Origin of the sequence: Actinoplanes campanulatus (assembly GCF_014647795.1) — a bacterium.
GTDB classification, from domain to species: domain Bacteria; phylum Actinomycetota; class Actinomycetes; order Mycobacteriales; family Micromonosporaceae; genus Actinoplanes; species Actinoplanes campanulatus.
Genome location: NZ_BMPW01000001.1, coordinates 672,048 through 688,956 on the forward strand (window position 1 = coordinate 672,048; position 16,909 = coordinate 688,956).

The window sequence follows — 16,909 nt, forward strand, 5'->3', positions numbered from 1 at the left end:
CTGCTTTTCACTTTCCCGGCATTTACCATCGCAAGGTGCAACCTCTCAGCAACGACATGATCAAAGCCGCGTTGGACAAACGAGGCTTCTCCTACTTCGTCGATGCCGACGGTGACATCGCCGGCAACTTCCAGAACAACCTCATCTACTTCTTCCGCCTCGGTGAGCGGAAGGAGATCCTCCAGGTGCGGGCCATGATGCAGCACGTCTTCCCGGTCGGTGAGGTCCCGAAGCTGTACGAGTTCTGCAACACCTGGAACCGCGACCAGCTCTGGCCGAAGGCGTACGTGCAGGTCACCGACGACGGCCAGGCCATCGTGGTGGGCGAGGTGACCAGCGACTGGGAACACGGCGCCACCGTCGAGCAACTCGATCAGGTGCTGCTCTGCGGCATCGCGACCGGGTGCCGTCTCGGCGAGGCGCTGGGCGAACTGAAATCGGGGTCCCCGCGCTGAGCACGAGGACCCCGATCGGATGCCGGGTCACGGATTCCCGGCCGGGCTGAGGTGACCGGACCCGGCGGCGGAGCCGGGCGGCTTCCACGCCCGGCCCACCGAGTCGTCAGGACTACTGCACGTTGAACCCGAGGCTGTACCCGCCGGTGCCGGCGGACGCCACGACCACGTACCGGTAGGTGCCGGAGCGGCCGGTGAAGCTCAGGGTCTTGTCGCCGTCACCGGTGGCCCGGGCCACCGTGCGGAAGTCGCCACGGTTGTTGAGCCGCTGCAGGACCAGGTCGAAGTCGGCGCCGTCCGGAGCGTCCAGGCAGGCGGTGTGCGTGCCGGCCCGGGCCCGGTAGGCGCCGCCGTTCGGCTGTGCCTGGGCCTGACCGGTCCGGTTGATCGTGCCGCTCCGCTGCACCGGGAGGGCGTCACACGCGGACGCCTCCCCACCCTCCTCAGCGGGCGGGGCGGTGGTCGGCGTAGCGGCCCCGCCACCGTCGCCCTCGCTGGTGACCAGGGTCAGGTTCTGCGCCGCCAGGATCTCGTTGACCGGCTGGAAGAAGGTCTCGCCGCCCACCGTGCAGTCGCCGGAACCACCCGAGGTGACGCCCTGGGCCTGGTCGCCGGAGAGCCACGGGCCGCCGGAGTCGCCGCCCTCGGCGCAGACGTCGGTCCGGGTCAGGCCGGTGACGGCGCCCTCCGGGTAGCGGACGGTCTGGTTCTTGGCCAGGATCGTGCCGCAGAACGTGCCGGTGGTGGAACCGGAGCGGCAGACCGCCGCGCCGACCGGGGCCTCGGTGTTGCCGGCCACCGGCAGCTCGTTGCCCTGGAAGTCGTTGACCACCGGGCGCGGCGTCCAGTCGTCGTTCACCGCGACGAAGCCCATGTCGGCATCGCCCGGGAAGACCGAGAACTCCACGGTGCCCTGGGCCTGGTTGTTGAAGCCGATGGTGGTGGTGCCCTCCTCGCCACAGTGGCCGGCCGTGACGAAGCCGGTCGTCACCGAGAAGCCGATCGAGCAGCGCGCCTGCCCGCCATCGACGTTGATGAAGTACGGGTCGGCGCCACGCACGTCGAACAGCGGCTTCGGCTGAGCCTTGCTGACCTTCACGGTCACCGCGTCGGACGAGACGCCGGCCGACCTCGCGGCCGCGAGCGCCGCCGACTTCGCGGCCGGCTGCGCGACCACGACCACCTTGTTGGTGGTCACGTCGACGTACCAGCCGGTCAGGCCGTCGGTGTCGGCGGCGGCCGCGTCCAGCTTGGTCTTCGCCGCGTCCAGCTCGGCCTCACTCCGCTTGACCAGCACCGGGACGGCACCGGCGGCCTTCACCACGGACACCGCCCCGGCGTCGGTCACGGCGACCTTGAGCGTGGTGCCGTCGGACGCGAGCCAGGCGCCGCCGAAGTCCTCGCCGGTCTGGGCGGCCAGCGTCGCGGAGACGCCTCCGGCCCATTCCGAACGGGCCAACCGCGTGGCCGCCTGCTCGCCGTCGAGGCCGAGGTCGCGTTTCATCGCCGCGAGCAACTCCGGGGAGAGACCCCCCGGAGTTCCGGTCGCGGCCGTCGACCGGCCGTCCTCGTCGGTGCCGGCCAGCGACGGCAGGGTGAACGCGACTGCTGCCGCGCCCGCCACCGCCACCACCGCTGCCACGGCGATCGGTCTGCGCTGCATCTGGAAGACTCCCTCCGCCACGGGTGCCGTGGGGGCGGCACCGGTGCCTGGGAGTACGCAGCCCGTACGAAGATGGTTGAAAAGTCCCGCGTGATCCTTATGGATTCACAGACTTCTCAGACTTCGACGACCGTCGGTACGATCATCGGCCGTCGCCGATAGGCGTCGTTCACCCATCGGCCCACGGTCCGCCGGACAACCTGTTGCAGCTGGTGGGTGTCGGTGATCCCGTCCTCGGCGGAGCGGTGCAGCGCCGCGGTGAGCAGCGGGACCACCGGGCTGAACGCCTCCGGGTCCTCGGAGAAGCCCTTCGCCGAGATGACCGGTTCGCCGACCACCTTGCCGGTGACCGAGTCGATCACCACGGTGGCCGCGATGAACCCGCCGTCGCCGAGGATGCGGCGCTCGGTGAGCAACGATTCGCTGACGTCGCCGACCGCCAGACCGTCGACATACACATACCGGCTGCGGACCCGGCCGACCACCCGGGCATGGCCCTCGACCAGGTCGACCACGTCGCCGTCCTCGCAGAGCACGACCCGGTCCGGGGCGACCCCGGTCTCGATGCCGAGCTGCGCGTGGGCGCGCAGGTGACGCCACTCGCCGTGCACCGGCATGAGGTTGCTGGGCCGGGTGACGTTGAGCAGGTAGCGCAGCTCGCCGGCCGGGGCGTGGCCGGAGACGTGCACCTTCGCGGTCTCCTTGTGGATCACCGTGGCGCCGGCCCGGGAGAGCTGGTTGATCACCCGGTAGACCGAGGTCTCGTTGCCCGGCACCAGCGAACTGGCCAGCACCACCGTGTCGCCGGGGGCGATGGTGATGTGCCGGTGGTCACCGGTCGACATCCGGCCGAGGGCGCTCATCGGCTCGCCCTGCGACCCGGTCGACATGAACACGATCTCGTCGGGCGGCAGGTGGGTGGCCTCGTCCAGGCCGACCAGCAGGCCGTCCGGGATGCGCAGCAGGCCCAGGTCGCGGGCGATGCCCATGTTCCTCACCATGGACCGGCCGATCAGGGCGACCTTGCGGTCGTACTCCCAGGCTGCGTCCATCACCTGCTGCACCCGGTGCACGTGGGAGGCGAAGCTGGCCACGATGATCCGGCCGCGGGCCTTGCCGAAGATCGAGCTGAGCACCGGGCCGATGTCGCGCTCCGGGGTGACGAAGCCGGGCACCTCGGCGTTGGTCGAGTCGGAGAGCAGCAGGTCGACGCCCTCGGCGCCGAGCCGGGCGAACCCGGCCAGGTCGGTGATCCGCCCGTCCAGCGGCACCTGGTCCATCTTGAAGTCGCCGGTGTGCAGGATCAGACCGGCCGGGGTACGGACGGCGACCGCCAGCGCGTCCGGAATGGAGTGGTTGACCGCGAAGAACTCGCACTCGAACGGCCCGAGCCGCTCCACTCCGCCCTCGCGGACGGTCAGCGTGTACGGGTCCAGCCGCCGCTCGGCCAGTTTCGCCTCGACCAGGGCCAGGGTGAACTCCGAGCCGACCAGCGGGATGTCCGGCTTGTGGGCCAGCAGGTACGGAACCGCGCCGATGTGGTCCTCGTGCCCGTGGGTCAGCACGATCGCCTGAATGTCGTCCAGACGGTCCAGAATGGGCGCGAAGTCGGGGAGGATCAGGTCGACACCCGGCTGCTCCACATCCGGGAAGAGCACCCCGCAGTCGACGACCAGGATCTTCCCGTCGAACTCGAACACCGTCATGTTGCGGCCGATGGCGCCGAGCCCACCGAGCGGGATGACGCGCAGGGCGCCCTCCGGCAGCGGCGGCGGCGAACCCAACTCCACGTGAGCTTGACTCATTCGCCTCTTCCTGTCAGAGCACGATGCCGGCCGCGGCGGCGTCCTGGCGCAGTTGGTTCAATTCCTCATCGGTCGCGTCGACCAGCGGCGAACGGACCACCCCGGCGGGCCGGCCCAGAGCGTTCAGCCCGGCCTTCACCAGCATGACCCCCTGCGTACGGAAGATGCCCGTGAACAGGGGCAGAGCCGTGCGGTGCAGGGCCAGCGCGGCGGCCGTGTCACCCCGGTCCCAGGCCTCGATCATGTCCTTGGCCAGCCGGCCGGTGAAGTGGGTCGAGGTGCCGACCAGTCCGACCCCGCCGATCGAGAGCAGCGGCAGGGTGGCGGCGTCGTCGCCGGAGTAGTAGGCCAGGCCGGTCCGGGCCAGCACGTGCGAGCTGGCGGCCAGGTCTCCCTTGGCGTCCTTGACGGCGACGATCCGCTCGTGCCCGGCGAGGCGGCACATGGTCTCGGTGGCGATCGCGGTGCCGGCCCGGTGCGGGATGTCGTAGACCATGATCGGCAGGCCGGTGGCGTCGGCGACGGCACGGAAGTGGCGCTCGACGCCCGCCTGCGGCGGCTTGCTGTAGTACGGGGTGACGACCAGCAGGCCGTGCGCCCCCGCCTTCTCCGCGGCCTGCGCCAGCTCGATGGTGTGGGCGGTGTTGTTGGTGCCGACGCCCGCCAGCACCCGTGCCCGGTCCCCGACGGCCTCGATCACGGCACGGAGCAGCGCGTCCTTCTCCGCGTCGGTGGTGGTGGGGGACTCGCCGGTGGTGCCGCTGATGACGAGCGCGTCGTTGCGCTGCTCGTCGACGAGGTACGCGGCGAGGCGCGCCGCACCCTCGATGTCCAGGGAACCGTCCGGGGTGAACGGGGTCACCATGGCGGTCAGCAGCCGTCCGAAGGGCCGCGGGTCGTGCGTCATACCTGACAACCTATCGGACGCCCCGGTCACACGTAGAAAGCGGTGAACGGGGCCCAGGGGAGGTTACGCAAGATGCTCCACACACCCCAGACCACCATGAATGTGATCATGGCGGCCGGACTGATCGAGAACTCCGGCAGCCGCAGGCGGAAGAGCCGGCGGCCGGCCCAGGCCACGTACAGATAGATCAGGAACGGCACCGCGAAGACGAACACCAGGTGGTGCCGGGCCGCGGCGGGCAGGTCGCCGTGCAGCAGCAACCACGCCGCCCGGGTGCCGCCGCACCCCGGGCAGACGAATCCGGTCAGGTATTTGAGCAGGCAGGAAGGCGGGTCACCGGCCTGTGCCGTGGTCGGGTCGGTGAGCAGGGTGTAGCCGACCGCGCCACCGGTGCAGGCGAGGATCGCGAGCGGGGCCAGCCAGATCGGCGAGCGGGCCGAGACCCGGTTGACGAGGCGGGTCAGCCGATCCTCTCGGACAGGCCGGTAGCCGAACCACTCGGGCGGCACCGGAGGGCCCTGGACCGGCTGATCGGCCAGCCACGGAGGCGACTGGGCGGCGGCACTCATGGCCGTCACGCTACACCCGTGACGCCGGCCCGCAGAGCGCTCGCCAGCGGGCCCGCGAAATCGCCCCGCTCGGGCGCCGCCACCGTGGTGAGGCCCAGCCAGCCGGCCAGGCGGCGCAGCTCGGCGGCGAGCGCGGGAGCGGTCTCCTCCGGGTCCGCCCCCGGTTCCAGCCAGGCGGCCGGGATCCGCAACTCACCGGCCTTACGGTCGGCCTTCAGGTCGAGCCGGGCCGCGAACCGCTCGCCCATCAGGAACGGCAGCACGTAGTAGCCGTACAGCCGCTGGGGCCGAGGCACGTAGATCTCGATCCGGTAGGTCATGCCGAACAGCCGCTCGGTCCGGCCGCGCTCCCAGATCAGCGGATCGAACGGGCTCACCAGGGTGGCGGCGCCGACCCGGCGGGGCAGTCTCGCCTCGTGGTGCAGCCACGCCGACCTCCACCCCGGGACGGTGACCGGGCGCAGCACCCCGGCCTCGGCCAGCTCGGCGATCGCCTGCCGGCACGGCTGCACCGGAAGCCGGAAATAGTCACGCAGCTCGGCCTCGGCGGCCACCCCGAGCGCCCGGGCGGAGAGCTCGACCAGGGCCCGGAACGCCTCCTCCGGCGCCGGGGTGGGCGCGGCCAGCACCTCGGCCGGCAGCACCCGCTCGGGCAGGTCGTAGCGGCGGGCGAAGGACGTGGTCCGCTCGGCGGCGGTCACCTGACCGGTGTAGAAGAGCCACTCGAGAGCCTGCTTGACGACCGACCAGTTCCACCCCCAGTGCTCCTTGTCGCGGGGTGTGTCGTGCTCGATCTCGGCGGCCGTGATCGGGCCGCGGTCGCGCACCTCGTCGAGCACCCAGGCGACCAGATCGGGCTGCTCCACGGCGATGCGCCGCATGTTGCCCCAGGCGAACTCGTGCGCCCGCGCCATCCGCCAGCGGAACAGCGGCTGCAGGTCGGCGCGGATCAGCGACGCCTCGTGCCCCCAGAACTCGAACAGCTCGCGGGGCCCGCGGTAGGCGGCCCGCTCCAGCAGGCCGGGCGAATACGGCCCGAGGCGGCTGTAGAGCGGCATGAAGTGGGCGCGCTGCAACACGTTCACCGAGTCCATCTGGATCAGGTGCAGGCGGCGCAGCACCCGGCGCAGGTGGCGCAGGTCGGTGGCGCCACCCGGTCGTGGGTCGGCGAAGCCCTGGGCCGCCAGCGTGATCCGGCGGGCCTGGGAGAGCGAGAGTGATTCGGACACGGCCATCGTGGAGAGAGACTAGACGCGGGGTATGACAGAGTTGCCGCCATGGCACTCGGCTTCGTCCGTCCCGCTCGTCCCGAGGACGCGGGAGAGATCGCGCGCATCCAGCTGTCCACCTGGCGTTCCGCGTACCGGCGGATGTTCCCGCCACACGTGCTGGCCGGCCTGGACGAGGACTACCTGGCCCGCGGGTGGACCGAGGCGATCACCGCTACGCCGTCCGCGCGGCACCGGGTGCTGATCGCCGTCGAGCAGGCTGAGAACTCGGCGCACGTGGTGGGCTTCGCCGCCTCCGGCCCGGCCGACGAGCAGGCCCTGGCACCGGAGGAGGAGCCCCTGCCGGAGGACGTCGCGGCCGTCACCGACCTGCTGATCGAGCCGCGCTGGGGCCGGCGCGGCCACGGCAGCCGGCTGCTGGCCGCCGCGGTCGACAACTGGCGCGACGACGGCTTCCGGACCGCGGTGGCCTGGGTCTACGACGCCGACAGCGTGATGCGGAAGTTCCTCGGCTCGACCGGCTGGGAGCCGGACGGGGCGAGCCGCGCCCTCGACGTGGACGACCTGCTCGTACCCCAGATCCGGCTACACGTGGCGGTTTCGGACGCCTAGTCCCGCCTAGTCCTCGAGCAGCGGGTCCAGGCCGATGGTGAGGCCCGGGCGCCGCAGCACGTGGCGGACGGCGAGCAGCACGCCCGGCATGAACGAGGACCGGTCCAGCGAGTCGTGCCGGATGGTCAGGGTCTCGCCGGAGGTGCCGAACAGCACCTCCTGGTGGGCGACCAGGCCGGCCGCCCGGATCGAGTGGACCCGGACCCCGTCGATCTCGGTGCCGCGGGCGCCGGCCATCTCCTCCTTGGTGGCGTCCGGCATCGGGGGGCAGCCGGCGGCGGCACGGGCCGCCGCGATCACCTTGGCGGTGTGCATCGACGTGCCGCTGGGCGCGTCCAGCTTGCGCGGGTGGTGCTGCTCGATGATCTCCACGGAGTCGAAGTAGCGGGCCGCGCGGGCCGCGAACTGCATCATCAGGATGGCGCCGATGCCGAAGTTCGGCGCGATCAGCACGCCGGCGCCGGGCTTGGCGGCCAGCCAGCCGCGCACCTGCTCCAGACGGTCCTCGGTGAAGCCGGAGGTGCCCACCACCACGCTGATGCCCTGGTCGACGGCCCAGCGCAGGTTGTCCATCACCACGTCGGGGTTGGTGAAGTCGACGAGAACCTGGGCGCCGGCGTCGGATGCCTGGAACAGCTCCTCACCCTGGTCGATCATGGAGACCAGAGCGAGATCCTCGGCGGCGTCGACCGCCTTGCACACCTCGAGGCCCATCCGGCCCCGGGCGCCGAGGACACCGACACGGATGGTTTCAGGAACGTCTGTCACCCCGTCAACCTAACGTACGGCGCCGGGCGTCCCACCATCGCTCGCCGAGCCCCACCACGAGGAACACCAGCCCGACGTACGCCCATCCGACCAGCACATCGATCACCCAGTGCTCGGCCGTGTAGACCAGGGTGAAGGTCATCGAGAGCGGGTACGCGAGCAGCAGCGGCCACCAGTACCGCCGCACCATCGGCAGGAAGAACACCACCGACATGAAGGCGAACGCGGTGTGCAGCGACGGCATCGCGGCCACCGGGTTGGACGCCTCCACCTGCAACGCGTTGAGGGTGTTGCCGGCGCCGTGCAGGCCGATGGCGTCCCACCCGTGGGTGGAGATCCGCTGCGCGTCGATCAGCGCGCCGTGCTCGGGCTGCGCGGCCCACCAGGGCGGCGCGGCCGGGTAGAGGAAATAGGTGATCAGGCCGAACACGCACAGCAGGAACCAGCGGCGCATGAACCGGGCCCACTGGAGGCGGGACCGCATCCACAGCACCACGGCGATGGTCGGCATGGCCAGGAAGTGCGAGAAGTAGACCAGGGAGACGGCCACCTCCCACCACTGGACCACGCCCGGCTGCCAGAGGTGCTCCTGGAGCCACTCGGTCGGCACGACACCGCCGAACAGCCACCGGTCGAACCCGATCAGCTCGGTCACGTGCGGCTCGAACAGCCGGTCGGCGTAGCCCCGCGACACGTTGTAGATCACCAGGAGCAGGCAGATCGGCAGCCAGTCGCGCAGGAACCGCAGGTGGGTGCGCCACGGCTCGTGGTTGCGCCAGGCGATGGTGGCCAGCCACAGCCAGCCGAACGCGATCAGCGGGTCACTGGTCGGGACACCGACGAAATACACCCCGACGGAGAACACCACCGCCCAGATCAGCATCCCCAGGGCCCGCCGCCTCCGGAGATCCGGTGGCGGCGGGGTGGTGGGGGTATCGGGTGGGGTCTCCAACGTCGTCACGGGGACCAAGGGTAGAACGGAGGGTTACCAGCCGGGTAATTCATCCTCATCGAAGGGACCCACGACGGCCAGCGACAACGGCTGGGCGAGCAGGTCGGTGGCGACCGCGCCGACCTCGCCGACGGTGACCCCGTCCACCCGGGCCAGCATCTCGTCGACGCCCATCAGGTCGCCGTGCAGCAGCTCCGACTTGGCCAGCCGGCTCATCCGGGAGCCGGTGTCCTCCAGGCCCAGCACGTACGAGCCCTTCGCCATGCCCTTGCCGCGGACCAGCTCCTCCGCGGTGATGCCGTGCGCCGCGATCCGGTCCAGCTCGGCGCGGATCAGGTCGAGCACCTCACGGGCCTTGGCCGGGGCACAGCCCGCGTAGACGCCGACCAGGCCGCTGTCGGCGTAGTGCCCGGCGTAGGAGTAGACCGAGTAGGCCAGCCCGCGCTTCTCCCGGATCTCCTGGAAGAGACGGCTGGACATCCCGCCGCCGAGCACGTTGTTGAGCACACCGAGGGCGAACCGCCGCTCGTCGTGCCGGCCCACCCCGGGGCCGCCCAGCACGATGTGCGCCTGCTCGGTGTCGCGATGCAGGACGAGGTTGCGCGCCTTGCGTACGCGTACCCTCTTGTCGCCCGCACGCGGCTGAGCCGGCTCGACCGGCCCGGTGTCCAGCGGGGTGCCCGCCAGGGCCTTGCGAACCAGCCGGACCACCGCCGCGTGGTCGAGGTTCCCGGCGGCGGCGACCACGATCTCCGGCGCCGTGTAGTGGCGCCGGTAGAACCGGTTGATCTGGTCCCGTGTCATCGGGCTGATCGAGTCCGGGGTGCCGGAGATCAGCCGGCCGAGCGGGTGGTCGCCGTAGATGGCCTCGGCGAAGATGTCGTGCACCTCGTCACCGGGCTCGTCCTCGTGCATGGCGATCTCCTCGAGGATCACGCCACGTTCGGTCTCCACGTCCGCCGGATCGAGGATCGAGTCGGCCACCGCGTCGACCAGCACGTCCACGGCGAGCGGCAGATCAGCGTCGAGCACCCGCGCGTAGTAGCAGGTGTACTCCTTCGTGGTGAAGGCGTTCGTCTCGCCGCCGACCGCCTCGATCTGCGAGGAGATCTCCAGGGCGGTGCGCTTGTGGGTGCCCTTGAAGAGCAGGTGCTCCAGGAAGTGCGAGGCGCCGTGCAGGGTGGGCGTCTCGTCGCGGGACCCGATCCCGACCCAGATGCCGAGCGCGGTGCTGCGGGTGGTCGGGATCGCCTCGGTGATGATGCGCAGGCCACTGGGCAGAACGGTCTTCTTGACGCCGTCCTGCAGGGTGCGGGTAGAGACGCGGGCCGGCCTAGTGGCCGGCCCGTGTCCGTCGTTCGCTGTCACTTAGTCGCGGCGCTCGCCGCGGTCGCCGGACGGGCGCGAACGGCGACGGCGGGGCTCGCCGCCACCCTCGCCGCGGGGCGCGCGGTCCTCACGCGGCGCCCGCTCGGGGCGGCCACCCTCGGAACCCTCGGCGGCCGCCGGGGCCTCCTCGCCCTCCGGGCGCACCTTGTCCAGGTAGATCTTGCCGCGGGCGTCGATGTCCGCGATGGACACCTCGACCTTGTCGCCGACGTTGAGGAAGTCCTCGACCTTCTCGACGCGCTTGCCGTCGCCCACCTTGGAGATGTGCAGCAGGCCGTCACGGCCGGGCAGCAGCGAGATGAACGCGCCGAACGCGGCCGTCTTCACCACGGTGCCGAGGAACTTGTCGCCCACCTTCGGCAGGGTCGGGTTGGCGATCGCGTTGATCCGCTCGACCGCGGCCTCGGCGGCCGGGCCGTTGGTCGCGCCGACGTAGATGGTGCCGTCGTCCTCGATGGAGATGTCGGCGCCGGTCTCGTCCTGGATCGCGTTGATGGTCTGGCCCTTGGGGCCGATCACCATGCCGATCTTGTCGACCGGGATCTTCACGGTGGTGACCCGCGGGGCGTGCTCGCTCATCGCGGCCGGGCCCTCGATCGCGGCGGTCATCACCGCGAGGATCGTGGCGCGGGCCTCGTGCGCCTGCTGCAGAGCGCCGGCCAGCACGTCCGACGGGATGCCGTCGAGCTTGGTGTCCAGCTGCAGGGCGGTGACGAACTCGGCCGTGCCGGCGACCTTGAAGTCCATGTCGCCGAACGCGTCCTCGGCGCCCAGGATGTCGGTCAGCGCGACGTACTCGGTCTTGCCGTCGACCTCGTCCGAGATCAGGCCCATGGCGATGCCGGCGACCGGGGCCTTCAGCGGCACACCCGCGCTGAGCAGGGCCAGCGTCGAGGCGCAGACCGAGCCCATCGAGGTGGAGCCGTTGGAGCCGAGGGCCTCGGAGACCTGACGGATCGCGTACGGGAACTCCTCGCGCGACGGCAGCACCGGCACGAGGGCCCGCTCGGCCAGCGCGCCGTGACCGATCTCGCGGCGCTTCGGCGAGCCCACCCGGCCGGTCTCACCGGTCGAGTACGGCGGGAAGTTGTAGTTGTGCATGTAGCGCTTGGTCTTCTCGGGAGCGAGAGTGTCCAGCGACTGCTCCAGGCGCAGCATGTTCAGCGTGGTGACGCCCAGGATCTGGGTCTCGCCGCGCTCGAACAGCGCCGAGCCGTGCACGCGGGGCAGCACGCCCGTGAGAGCGGTCAGCGGGCGGATGTCACGCGGGCCACGGCCGTCGATGCGGACCTGCTCGCGCAGCACGCGCTGGCGCACCTCGGACTTGGTGACCGAGCGGAACGCCGCGCTGATCTCCTTCTCCCGGCCCTCGAACCGCTCGTCGAGCAGCTCGTGCGCCTTCGCCTTGACCAGGTCGAGGGACTCCTCGCGCTCCTGCTTGCCGGCAATCTTCAGCGCCTCGGCGACCTCGGTGCGAACCGCGTCGGAGACGGCCGAGTACACGTCGTCCTGGTAGTCCAGGAAGACCGGGAACTCGGCGACCGGCTTCGCGGCGATCTCGGCCAGCTCGCTCTGCGCGCGGCACAGCTCGCGGATGGCCGGCTTGGCGGCCTCCAGGCCGCTCGCCACGATCTCCTCGGTCGGCGCGGTGGCGCCGGCCGAGATCAGCTTGATCGCGTGCGGGGTGGCCTCGGCCTCGACCATCATGATCGCGACGTCGCCCTCGGTGGTGACGCGACCGGCCACGACCATGTCGAACGTGGCGCGCTCGAGCTCCTCGAGGGTCGGGAAGGCGACCCACTGGCCCTCGACGTGGGCGACCCGGGTCGAGCCGACCGGGCCGCTGAACGGCAGGCCGGAGAGCTTGGTCGACATCGACGCCGCGTTCATGGCGACGACGTCGTACGGGTGGGCCGGGTCCAGCGCGAGGACGGTCTCGACGACCTGGACCTCGTTGCGCAGGCCCTTGGTGAAGGACGGGCGCAGCGGCCGGTCGATCAGGCGGCAGGTGAGGATGGCGTCCTCGGACGGGCGGCCCTCACGACGGAAGAACGAGCCGGGGATGCGGCCCGCGGCGTACATCCGCTCCTCGACGTCGACGGTCAGCGGGAAGAAGTCGAAGTGCTCCTTCGGCTGCTTGCTGGCGGTGGTCGCGGAGAGGACGGTGGTGTCGCCCAGCTGGACGATCACCGAGCCGGCGGCCTGCTGTGCGAGGCGGCCGACCCGGAACACGATCTCGCGGGTGCCGAACGATCCGTTGTCGATGACGGCGGTGCGGGATTCGTTGCCGAGAGCGTTGTTCTGCTCGGTCATGAAGAGTGGTACTCCTTCGTCTAGGACCCGGCGGTCAACAGCGCGTTTCAGTCGAGCCGGTCTTCGATCGAAGTGCCCAGGATGAGTGGTAGTCAGCTCAGTGGCCTGGGAACCACTACCGAGGACCGGTGCTGACGGAGTGATCCGCGCGGGTCCGTGGGGTGGAAATCCGAGGGAGCGACCAGCCGGCCGCTCCCTCGGGTCAAGCTATCGGCGCAGGCCGAGACGCTCGATGAGCGTCCGGTAGCGGGCGATGTCCTTCTTCTGAACGTAGTTCAGCAGGCGGCGGCGCTGGCCGACCAGGAGCAGCAGACCACGACGGCTGTGGTGGTCGTGCTTGTGCGCCTTGAGGTGCTCGGTCAGGTCGGCGATCCGCTTGGTCAGCATGGCGACCTGAACCTCGGGCGAACCGGTGTCGCCCTCCTTGGTCGCGTACTCACCCATGATCTTGTTCTTGGTCTCTTGATCGAGCGCCATGTTCTCCGAACTTCTGTGTTGCCGATTTCACGGTTACCCCGCGACCCGCGGCGTCGGGCAGGCAGGCGGGACCGGTGTCGGATATTCCAACGACGTTTCAACCCTACCAGGGGGTCAACTCAACAACGTTCGGGTCTCTTCGACATCGGCCCGGATCTGCGCGATCAACGGCTCGATCCCGTCGTATTTCCGCTGCTCACGAAGGTGCGCCACGAAATCGAGGCTCACCCGCTCGCCGTACAGATCACCCTCGAAATCGAGAACGTACGCCTCCACGCGGCGCTCCCGCCCGGAGAACGTGGGATTGGTGCCGATCGAAACGCTGGCCGGCCGCCGGACCCCGGGCTCGCCCCCGCGGGTGAGCCAGGCCGCGTAGATGCCGTCGGCGGGAACCGCGGCGTACCGGTGGGCCATCAGGTTGGCGGTCGGGAAGCCCAGCTCGCGCCCGCGCTGGTCGCCGCGGACCACCACGCCGGCCAGGCGGTGCGGCCGGCCGAGCGCGGCCGCCGCGGCCCGCACGTCGCCGGCGTCGACACAACTGCGGATGTACGTCGAGGAGAACACCAGCCCGTCCTCGGAGACCAGTGGCGCGTCCTCCACGGTGAACCCGAACGTGCGGCCCAGCGACTCGAGCAGTGCCGCGTCCCCGGCGGCCCGGTGCCCGAACCGGAAGTTGTCGCCGACCACCACGCCCGCGGTGTGCAGCGTCTCGACCAGCACGTCGTGCACGAACTCGTTCGGCGAGAGTTGGGAGAAGGCCGGGGTGAACGGCACCACGCAGAGCGCGTCGACGCCGAGCGCCTCGATCAGCTCCGCCTTGCGGACCGGCTCGGTGAGCACGGCCGGGTGCGACCCGGGGCGCACCACCTCGGCCGGGTGCGGGTCGAAGGTCATCACCACCGACTGGAGCCCGGCGTCGCGGGCCCGCTTCACGGCGTGCCCGATGATCGCCTGATGGCCGCGGTGCACCCCGTCGAAGACCCCGATCGTCACGATCGAACGGCCCCACCCGGAGGGAACCGCCTCCAACCCCCGCCATCGCTGCATGGCCCTAGCGTATCGATCGTTCAGCAGTCCGGTGTGGCCCCTCCTCCCCGCCCGGATCGGTACGATAAATCGTGAAATGAGCTTCGAGTGGACCCGCGCCGTCCTCCTCGCCGCGGAGATCACCTTCGCGGTGCTGTTCCTCCGCGCGCTACTCGCCTGGAGGCGCCGCCGCGACCCGCTGCAACGTGACGTGGCCCTGGTCTTCGCCCCGTTCACGGTGGCGCTCTGCGTGGACCTGCTGCGCCTCCTGCTCGGGCCCATGCCCTCCGCGGTGAACGTGCTCAACTCCGCGGTGGTGCTGTCCCAGCCGTACCTCACGTTGCGCCTGGCCGGGCGGCTGCGCTCGATCCCCCGGGCGCTGACCGCCGTGGTGCTGCTGGGCTATGTCGTGGTCCTCGGCCTGGTCGCGGTCCTGCCCCGCCCGCTGCCGCCGGGTGCCCGGACCGTGTACGTCCTCTACTTCCTCGGGGTGGAGATGGTCGCCGCCGGGCTGCTCTACGGTGAGGCGCGTAACCGTACCGGGGCGAACCGGGCACGGCTGATGATCGCGGCCGGCGCCACCCTCGCCTTCGGCCTGGTGATCGTGCTGCGGGTGGGTTTCGGCCCTTCGCCGGTGCGGGCGTTCAGCGTGGTGCTGGCGCTGGGCAGCGCGTTCGGCTACCTCATCGCCTTCCAGCCGCCCCGCCGGCTGCGGCGGCACTTCGCGGCGCTCGCCGCCCAATCGGTCACCGAGCGGCTGCTGCGGGCGCCGGCCGACTCGCCGGAGCAGGTGTGGCAGACCTACGCCGAGATCATGCGGGTGCAGACCGGCGCCGACGCGGTGGCGGTCCTGCTGCACGCGGCGGACGGGACGTACCACCGGATCGCCTACGCCGGTCCCGGCCTGCCCGCCGCCGGGCCGCCGATCGACGGCACGCTGACCCGCCGCCACGTCCCGGTACGGGTCCGCGACCAAACCCCCGCGCTGGTCGACCACTTCGGCGCCGAACTGGCCGACGACTACGTCCGGGTGCTGCCGATGCGGGTGCCACCGGACGTCGAGGGCGCGGTCCTGCTGTTCAACCGGCACCGCAACCTGTTCAGCGAGGACGACCTCGGACTGCTGGCCGACCTGGGCGGACAGGCCGGGGTGCTGGCCGAGCGACAGGCGATCACCGCCGAGCTGAGCGCCTCGGTGGCCGCGCTCACCCGGGCCGGCCAGGCCAAGAGCGACTTCCTGGCGAACATGAGCCACGAGCTGCGTACCCCGCTCAACGCGATCATCGGGTTCAGCGACCTGATGCGGATGGAGGAGCCGGACGGCGACCGCCGCCGGGTTCCCGCCGACTGGGTGGATCACGTCCACGGCAGCGGCCGCCACCTGCTCGGCCTGATCAACGACATCCTCGACCTCAGCAAGGTGGAGGCCGGCCGGCTGGAGTTGCGGCTCACCCCGGTCCGGGCCGACACCGCCATCGAGGACCTGCTCACCGCGCTGACCCCGCTCTTCACCGGCAAACGGCTCACGGTCCGCACCGAGCTGGCGCCGGTCACCGCGTACGCCGACCGGCTGCGGTTCCGCCAGATCGTCGAGAACCTGCTGTCCAACGCGGTGAAGTTCACACCCGAGGAGGGCACGATCACGGTGACCGCGGGGCCGGCTGGCAACCGGGTGCGGGTGACCGTGGCCGATACCGGGGTCGGCATCGCCACCGCGGACCTGGAACGCGTCTTCGAGGAGTTCCAGCAGGCCGGCGACCCGAACCAGCGGCACTCCGGCACCGGCCTGGGACTGGCCCTGACCCGTCGGCTGGTCGCCGCCCACCACGGTGAGATCCTCCTCACCTCGGAGCCGGGCGTGGGCAGCGAGTTCGCCGTGGTCCTGCCCGCCGCGCCGGTGGCCACCTCCTCGGCGGGCGCCGGCACCGGGCCGTACGTGCTGTTGATCGAGGACGACCCGCAGTCCGCCGAGCTGATGCGCACCCAGCTCGGCAACGCCGGCTACCGGGTCGAGGTGGCCGGCACCGGCGAGAGCGGCCTGGCGCTGGCCCGCGAGCACCGGCCGGACGCCGTGGTGCTGGACGTCACCCTGCCCGGCATCGACGGCTGGGAGGTGATCCGCCGGCTCAAGGCGGACGCACGGCTCAACGCGATCCCGGTGTTCTTCGCCAGCATCCTGGACGAGGCGCCGGCCGGGCTCGCGCTCGGCGCGCACGACTACTTCGTCAAGCCGGTCGACCAGCCGGCCCTGCTCAGCGCCCTGGCGAACGCCATCGCGGCCCGCCCGGTGCCGCGCGTGCTGGTGGTCGACCACGACGACACGGTCCGGCAGGCGATCGAGGACGGCCTGCGCGCCGGCGGCGCCGACGTGGTCGCCTGCGCGGACGGGCGGGACGGGCTGGCCCGCAGCCGCAGTGAGAACTTCGACCTCATCGTCTGCGACATGCAGTCGCCGGAGGAGGACGGTTTCAGCCTGCTCGCCGCCATCGAGCGGGACCCGTCCGGCCGGCACACCCCGGTACTCGGTCTGAGCGCCGCCGCGCTGGCATCCGGCGACACCACCCCGCTGATCGCCACGGCGATGGCCGGAAACGCGGTCGCCGAGGCGATGACCGGCAACGGCTGGGACGGCCTGCCCCCACTGGTGCACGCCCCTCCCCCGGCCGTCCGCCGGCACTTCCAAGGCCACGTCGCGATCAAGCTGCGCGGCGCCGTCCCACCACCCGGCTCCCAACCGTGAGGAG

General features: G+C 71.1%; 14 protein-coding genes. 3 read left to right on the forward strand and 11 right to left on the reverse strand.

The features are described from left to right. The first annotated feature begins 35 nt into the window (after positions 1–35). Positions 36–455 carry a YbjN domain-containing protein gene (locus IEZ13_RS02960; RefSeq protein WP_229794415.1) on the forward strand — a complete coding sequence of 140 codons (420 nt, stop codon included), beginning with the start codon at positions 36–38 and terminating at the stop codon, positions 453–455. Between the two features lie 112 nt (positions 456–567). On the opposite strand, the gene IEZ13_RS02965 is transcribed toward IEZ13_RS02960, so the two are convergent. The 5 genes from IEZ13_RS02965 to IEZ13_RS02985 all read right to left on the reverse strand — a co-directional run bounded on the left by IEZ13_RS02965 (position 568) and on the right by IEZ13_RS02985 (position 6,634). Continuing rightward, on the reverse strand, positions 568–2,118 hold the full coding sequence (locus IEZ13_RS02965; RefSeq protein ID WP_183216374.1) for a S1 family peptidase: 1,551 nt from the start codon (positions 2,116–2,118) through the stop codon (positions 568–570). A gap of 116 nt (positions 2,119–2,234) precedes the next feature. Beyond that, positions 2,235–3,923: a ribonuclease J gene (locus IEZ13_RS02970; protein WP_183216376.1), complete on the reverse strand. Its 1,689-nt coding sequence runs from the start codon at positions 3,921–3,923 to the stop codon at positions 2,235–2,237. Positions 3,924–3,936: 13 nt separating this feature from the next. After that, on the reverse strand, positions 3,937–4,830 hold the full coding sequence (dapA, locus tag IEZ13_RS02975) for a 4-hydroxy-tetrahydrodipicolinate synthase (protein ID WP_183216378.1): 894 nt from the start codon (positions 4,828–4,830) through the stop codon (positions 3,937–3,939). A 26-nt stretch (positions 4,831–4,856) separates the two neighbouring features. Next, positions 4,857–5,399, reverse strand: a complete 543-nt coding sequence (locus IEZ13_RS02980; protein WP_183216380.1) for a DUF2752 domain-containing protein — start codon at positions 5,397–5,399, stop codon at positions 4,857–4,859. Positions 5,400–5,404: 5 nt separating this feature from the next. Further along, entirely contained in the window at positions 5,405–6,634 is a 1,230-nt protein-coding gene (locus IEZ13_RS02985) for a winged helix-turn-helix domain-containing protein (protein WP_183216382.1), read from the reverse strand. Positions 6,635–6,676: 42 nt separating this feature from the next. Here IEZ13_RS02985 and IEZ13_RS02990 point away from each other — a divergent pair, with 42 nt between their 5' ends. Continuing rightward, entirely contained in the window at positions 6,677–7,240 is a 564-nt protein-coding gene (locus IEZ13_RS02990; protein WP_183216384.1) for a GNAT family N-acetyltransferase, read from the forward strand. Between the two features lie 6 nt (positions 7,241–7,246). Here the strand turns inward: IEZ13_RS02990 and dapB are convergent, their stop codons facing one another. From dapB to IEZ13_RS03020, 6 genes are all read right to left on the reverse strand, one after another. After that, positions 7,247–8,008 (reverse strand): 4-hydroxy-tetrahydrodipicolinate reductase, encoded by a 762-nt coding sequence (gene dapB, locus IEZ13_RS02995; RefSeq protein ID WP_183216386.1) that lies wholly within the window; start codon positions 8,006–8,008, stop codon positions 7,247–7,249. A 4-nt stretch (positions 8,009–8,012) separates the two neighbouring features. Further along, complete coding sequence (locus tag IEZ13_RS03000) at positions 8,013–8,891, reverse strand: phosphatase PAP2 family protein (protein WP_183217198.1); 879 nt, start codon at positions 8,889–8,891, stop codon at positions 8,013–8,015. A 102-nt stretch (positions 8,892–8,993) separates the two neighbouring features. Continuing rightward, complete coding sequence (locus IEZ13_RS03005; RefSeq protein ID WP_183216387.1) at positions 8,994–10,328, reverse strand: M16 family metallopeptidase; 1,335 nt, start codon at positions 10,326–10,328, stop codon at positions 8,994–8,996. After that, positions 10,329–12,662 (reverse strand): polyribonucleotide nucleotidyltransferase, encoded by a 2,334-nt coding sequence (locus IEZ13_RS03010; protein ID WP_183216389.1) that lies wholly within the window; start codon positions 12,660–12,662, stop codon positions 10,329–10,331. A 207-nt stretch (positions 12,663–12,869) separates the two neighbouring features. Further along, positions 12,870–13,139 carry a 30S ribosomal protein S15 gene (gene rpsO / locus IEZ13_RS03015; protein ID WP_183216391.1) on the reverse strand — a complete coding sequence of 90 codons (270 nt, stop codon included), beginning with the start codon at positions 13,137–13,139 and terminating at the stop codon, positions 12,870–12,872. 114 nt (positions 13,140–13,253) lie between these two features. Next, entirely contained in the window at positions 13,254–14,186 is a 933-nt protein-coding gene (locus tag IEZ13_RS03020; RefSeq protein ID WP_183216393.1) for a bifunctional riboflavin kinase/FAD synthetase, read from the reverse strand. Between the two features lie 76 nt (positions 14,187–14,262). On the opposite strand from IEZ13_RS03020, the gene IEZ13_RS03025 reads away from it, so the two are divergent. Continuing rightward, positions 14,263–16,905 (forward strand): ATP-binding response regulator, encoded by a 2,643-nt coding sequence (locus IEZ13_RS03025; RefSeq protein ID WP_183216395.1) that lies wholly within the window; start codon positions 14,263–14,265, stop codon positions 16,903–16,905. The last annotated feature ends 4 nt before the right edge of the window (positions 16,906–16,909 follow it).

Excerpts from the sequence above, each read along its gene's own strand:
- IEZ13_RS03010 (WP_183216389.1), bottom strand. The coding sequence starts at position 12,662 with ATGACCGAGCAGAACAACGCTCTCGGCAACGAATCCCGCACCGCCGTC.
- IEZ13_RS02985 (WP_183216382.1), bottom strand. The coding sequence starts at position 6,634 with ATGGCCGTGTCCGAATCACTCTCGCTCTCCCAGGCCCGCCGGATCACG.
- IEZ13_RS03025 (WP_183216395.1), top strand. The coding sequence starts at position 14,263 with ATGAGCTTCGAGTGGACCCGCGCCGTCCTCCTCGCCGCGGAGATCACC.
- IEZ13_RS02970 (WP_183216376.1), bottom strand. The coding sequence starts at position 3,923 with ATGAGTCAAGCTCACGTGGAGTTGGGTTCGCCGCCGCCGCTGCCGGAG.
- IEZ13_RS03000 (WP_183217198.1), bottom strand. The coding sequence starts at position 8,891 with ATGCTGATCTGGGCGGTGGTGTTCTCCGTCGGGGTGTATTTCGTCGGT.
- dapA (WP_183216378.1), bottom strand. The coding sequence starts at position 4,830 with ATGACGCACGACCCGCGGCCCTTCGGACGGCTGCTGACCGCCATGGTG.
- IEZ13_RS02980 (WP_183216380.1), bottom strand. The coding sequence starts at position 5,399 with ATGAGTGCCGCCGCCCAGTCGCCTCCGTGGCTGGCCGATCAGCCGGTC.
- rpsO (WP_183216391.1), bottom strand. The coding sequence starts at position 13,139 with ATGGCGCTCGATCAAGAGACCAAGAACAAGATCATGGGTGAGTACGCG.
- IEZ13_RS02965 (WP_183216374.1), bottom strand. The coding sequence starts at position 2,118 with ATGCAGCGCAGACCGATCGCCGTGGCAGCGGTGGTGGCGGTGGCGGGC.
- IEZ13_RS02990 (WP_183216384.1), top strand. The coding sequence starts at position 6,677 with ATGGCACTCGGCTTCGTCCGTCCCGCTCGTCCCGAGGACGCGGGAGAG.
- IEZ13_RS03020 (WP_183216393.1), bottom strand. The coding sequence starts at position 14,186 with ATGCAGCGATGGCGGGGGTTGGAGGCGGTTCCCTCCGGGTGGGGCCGT.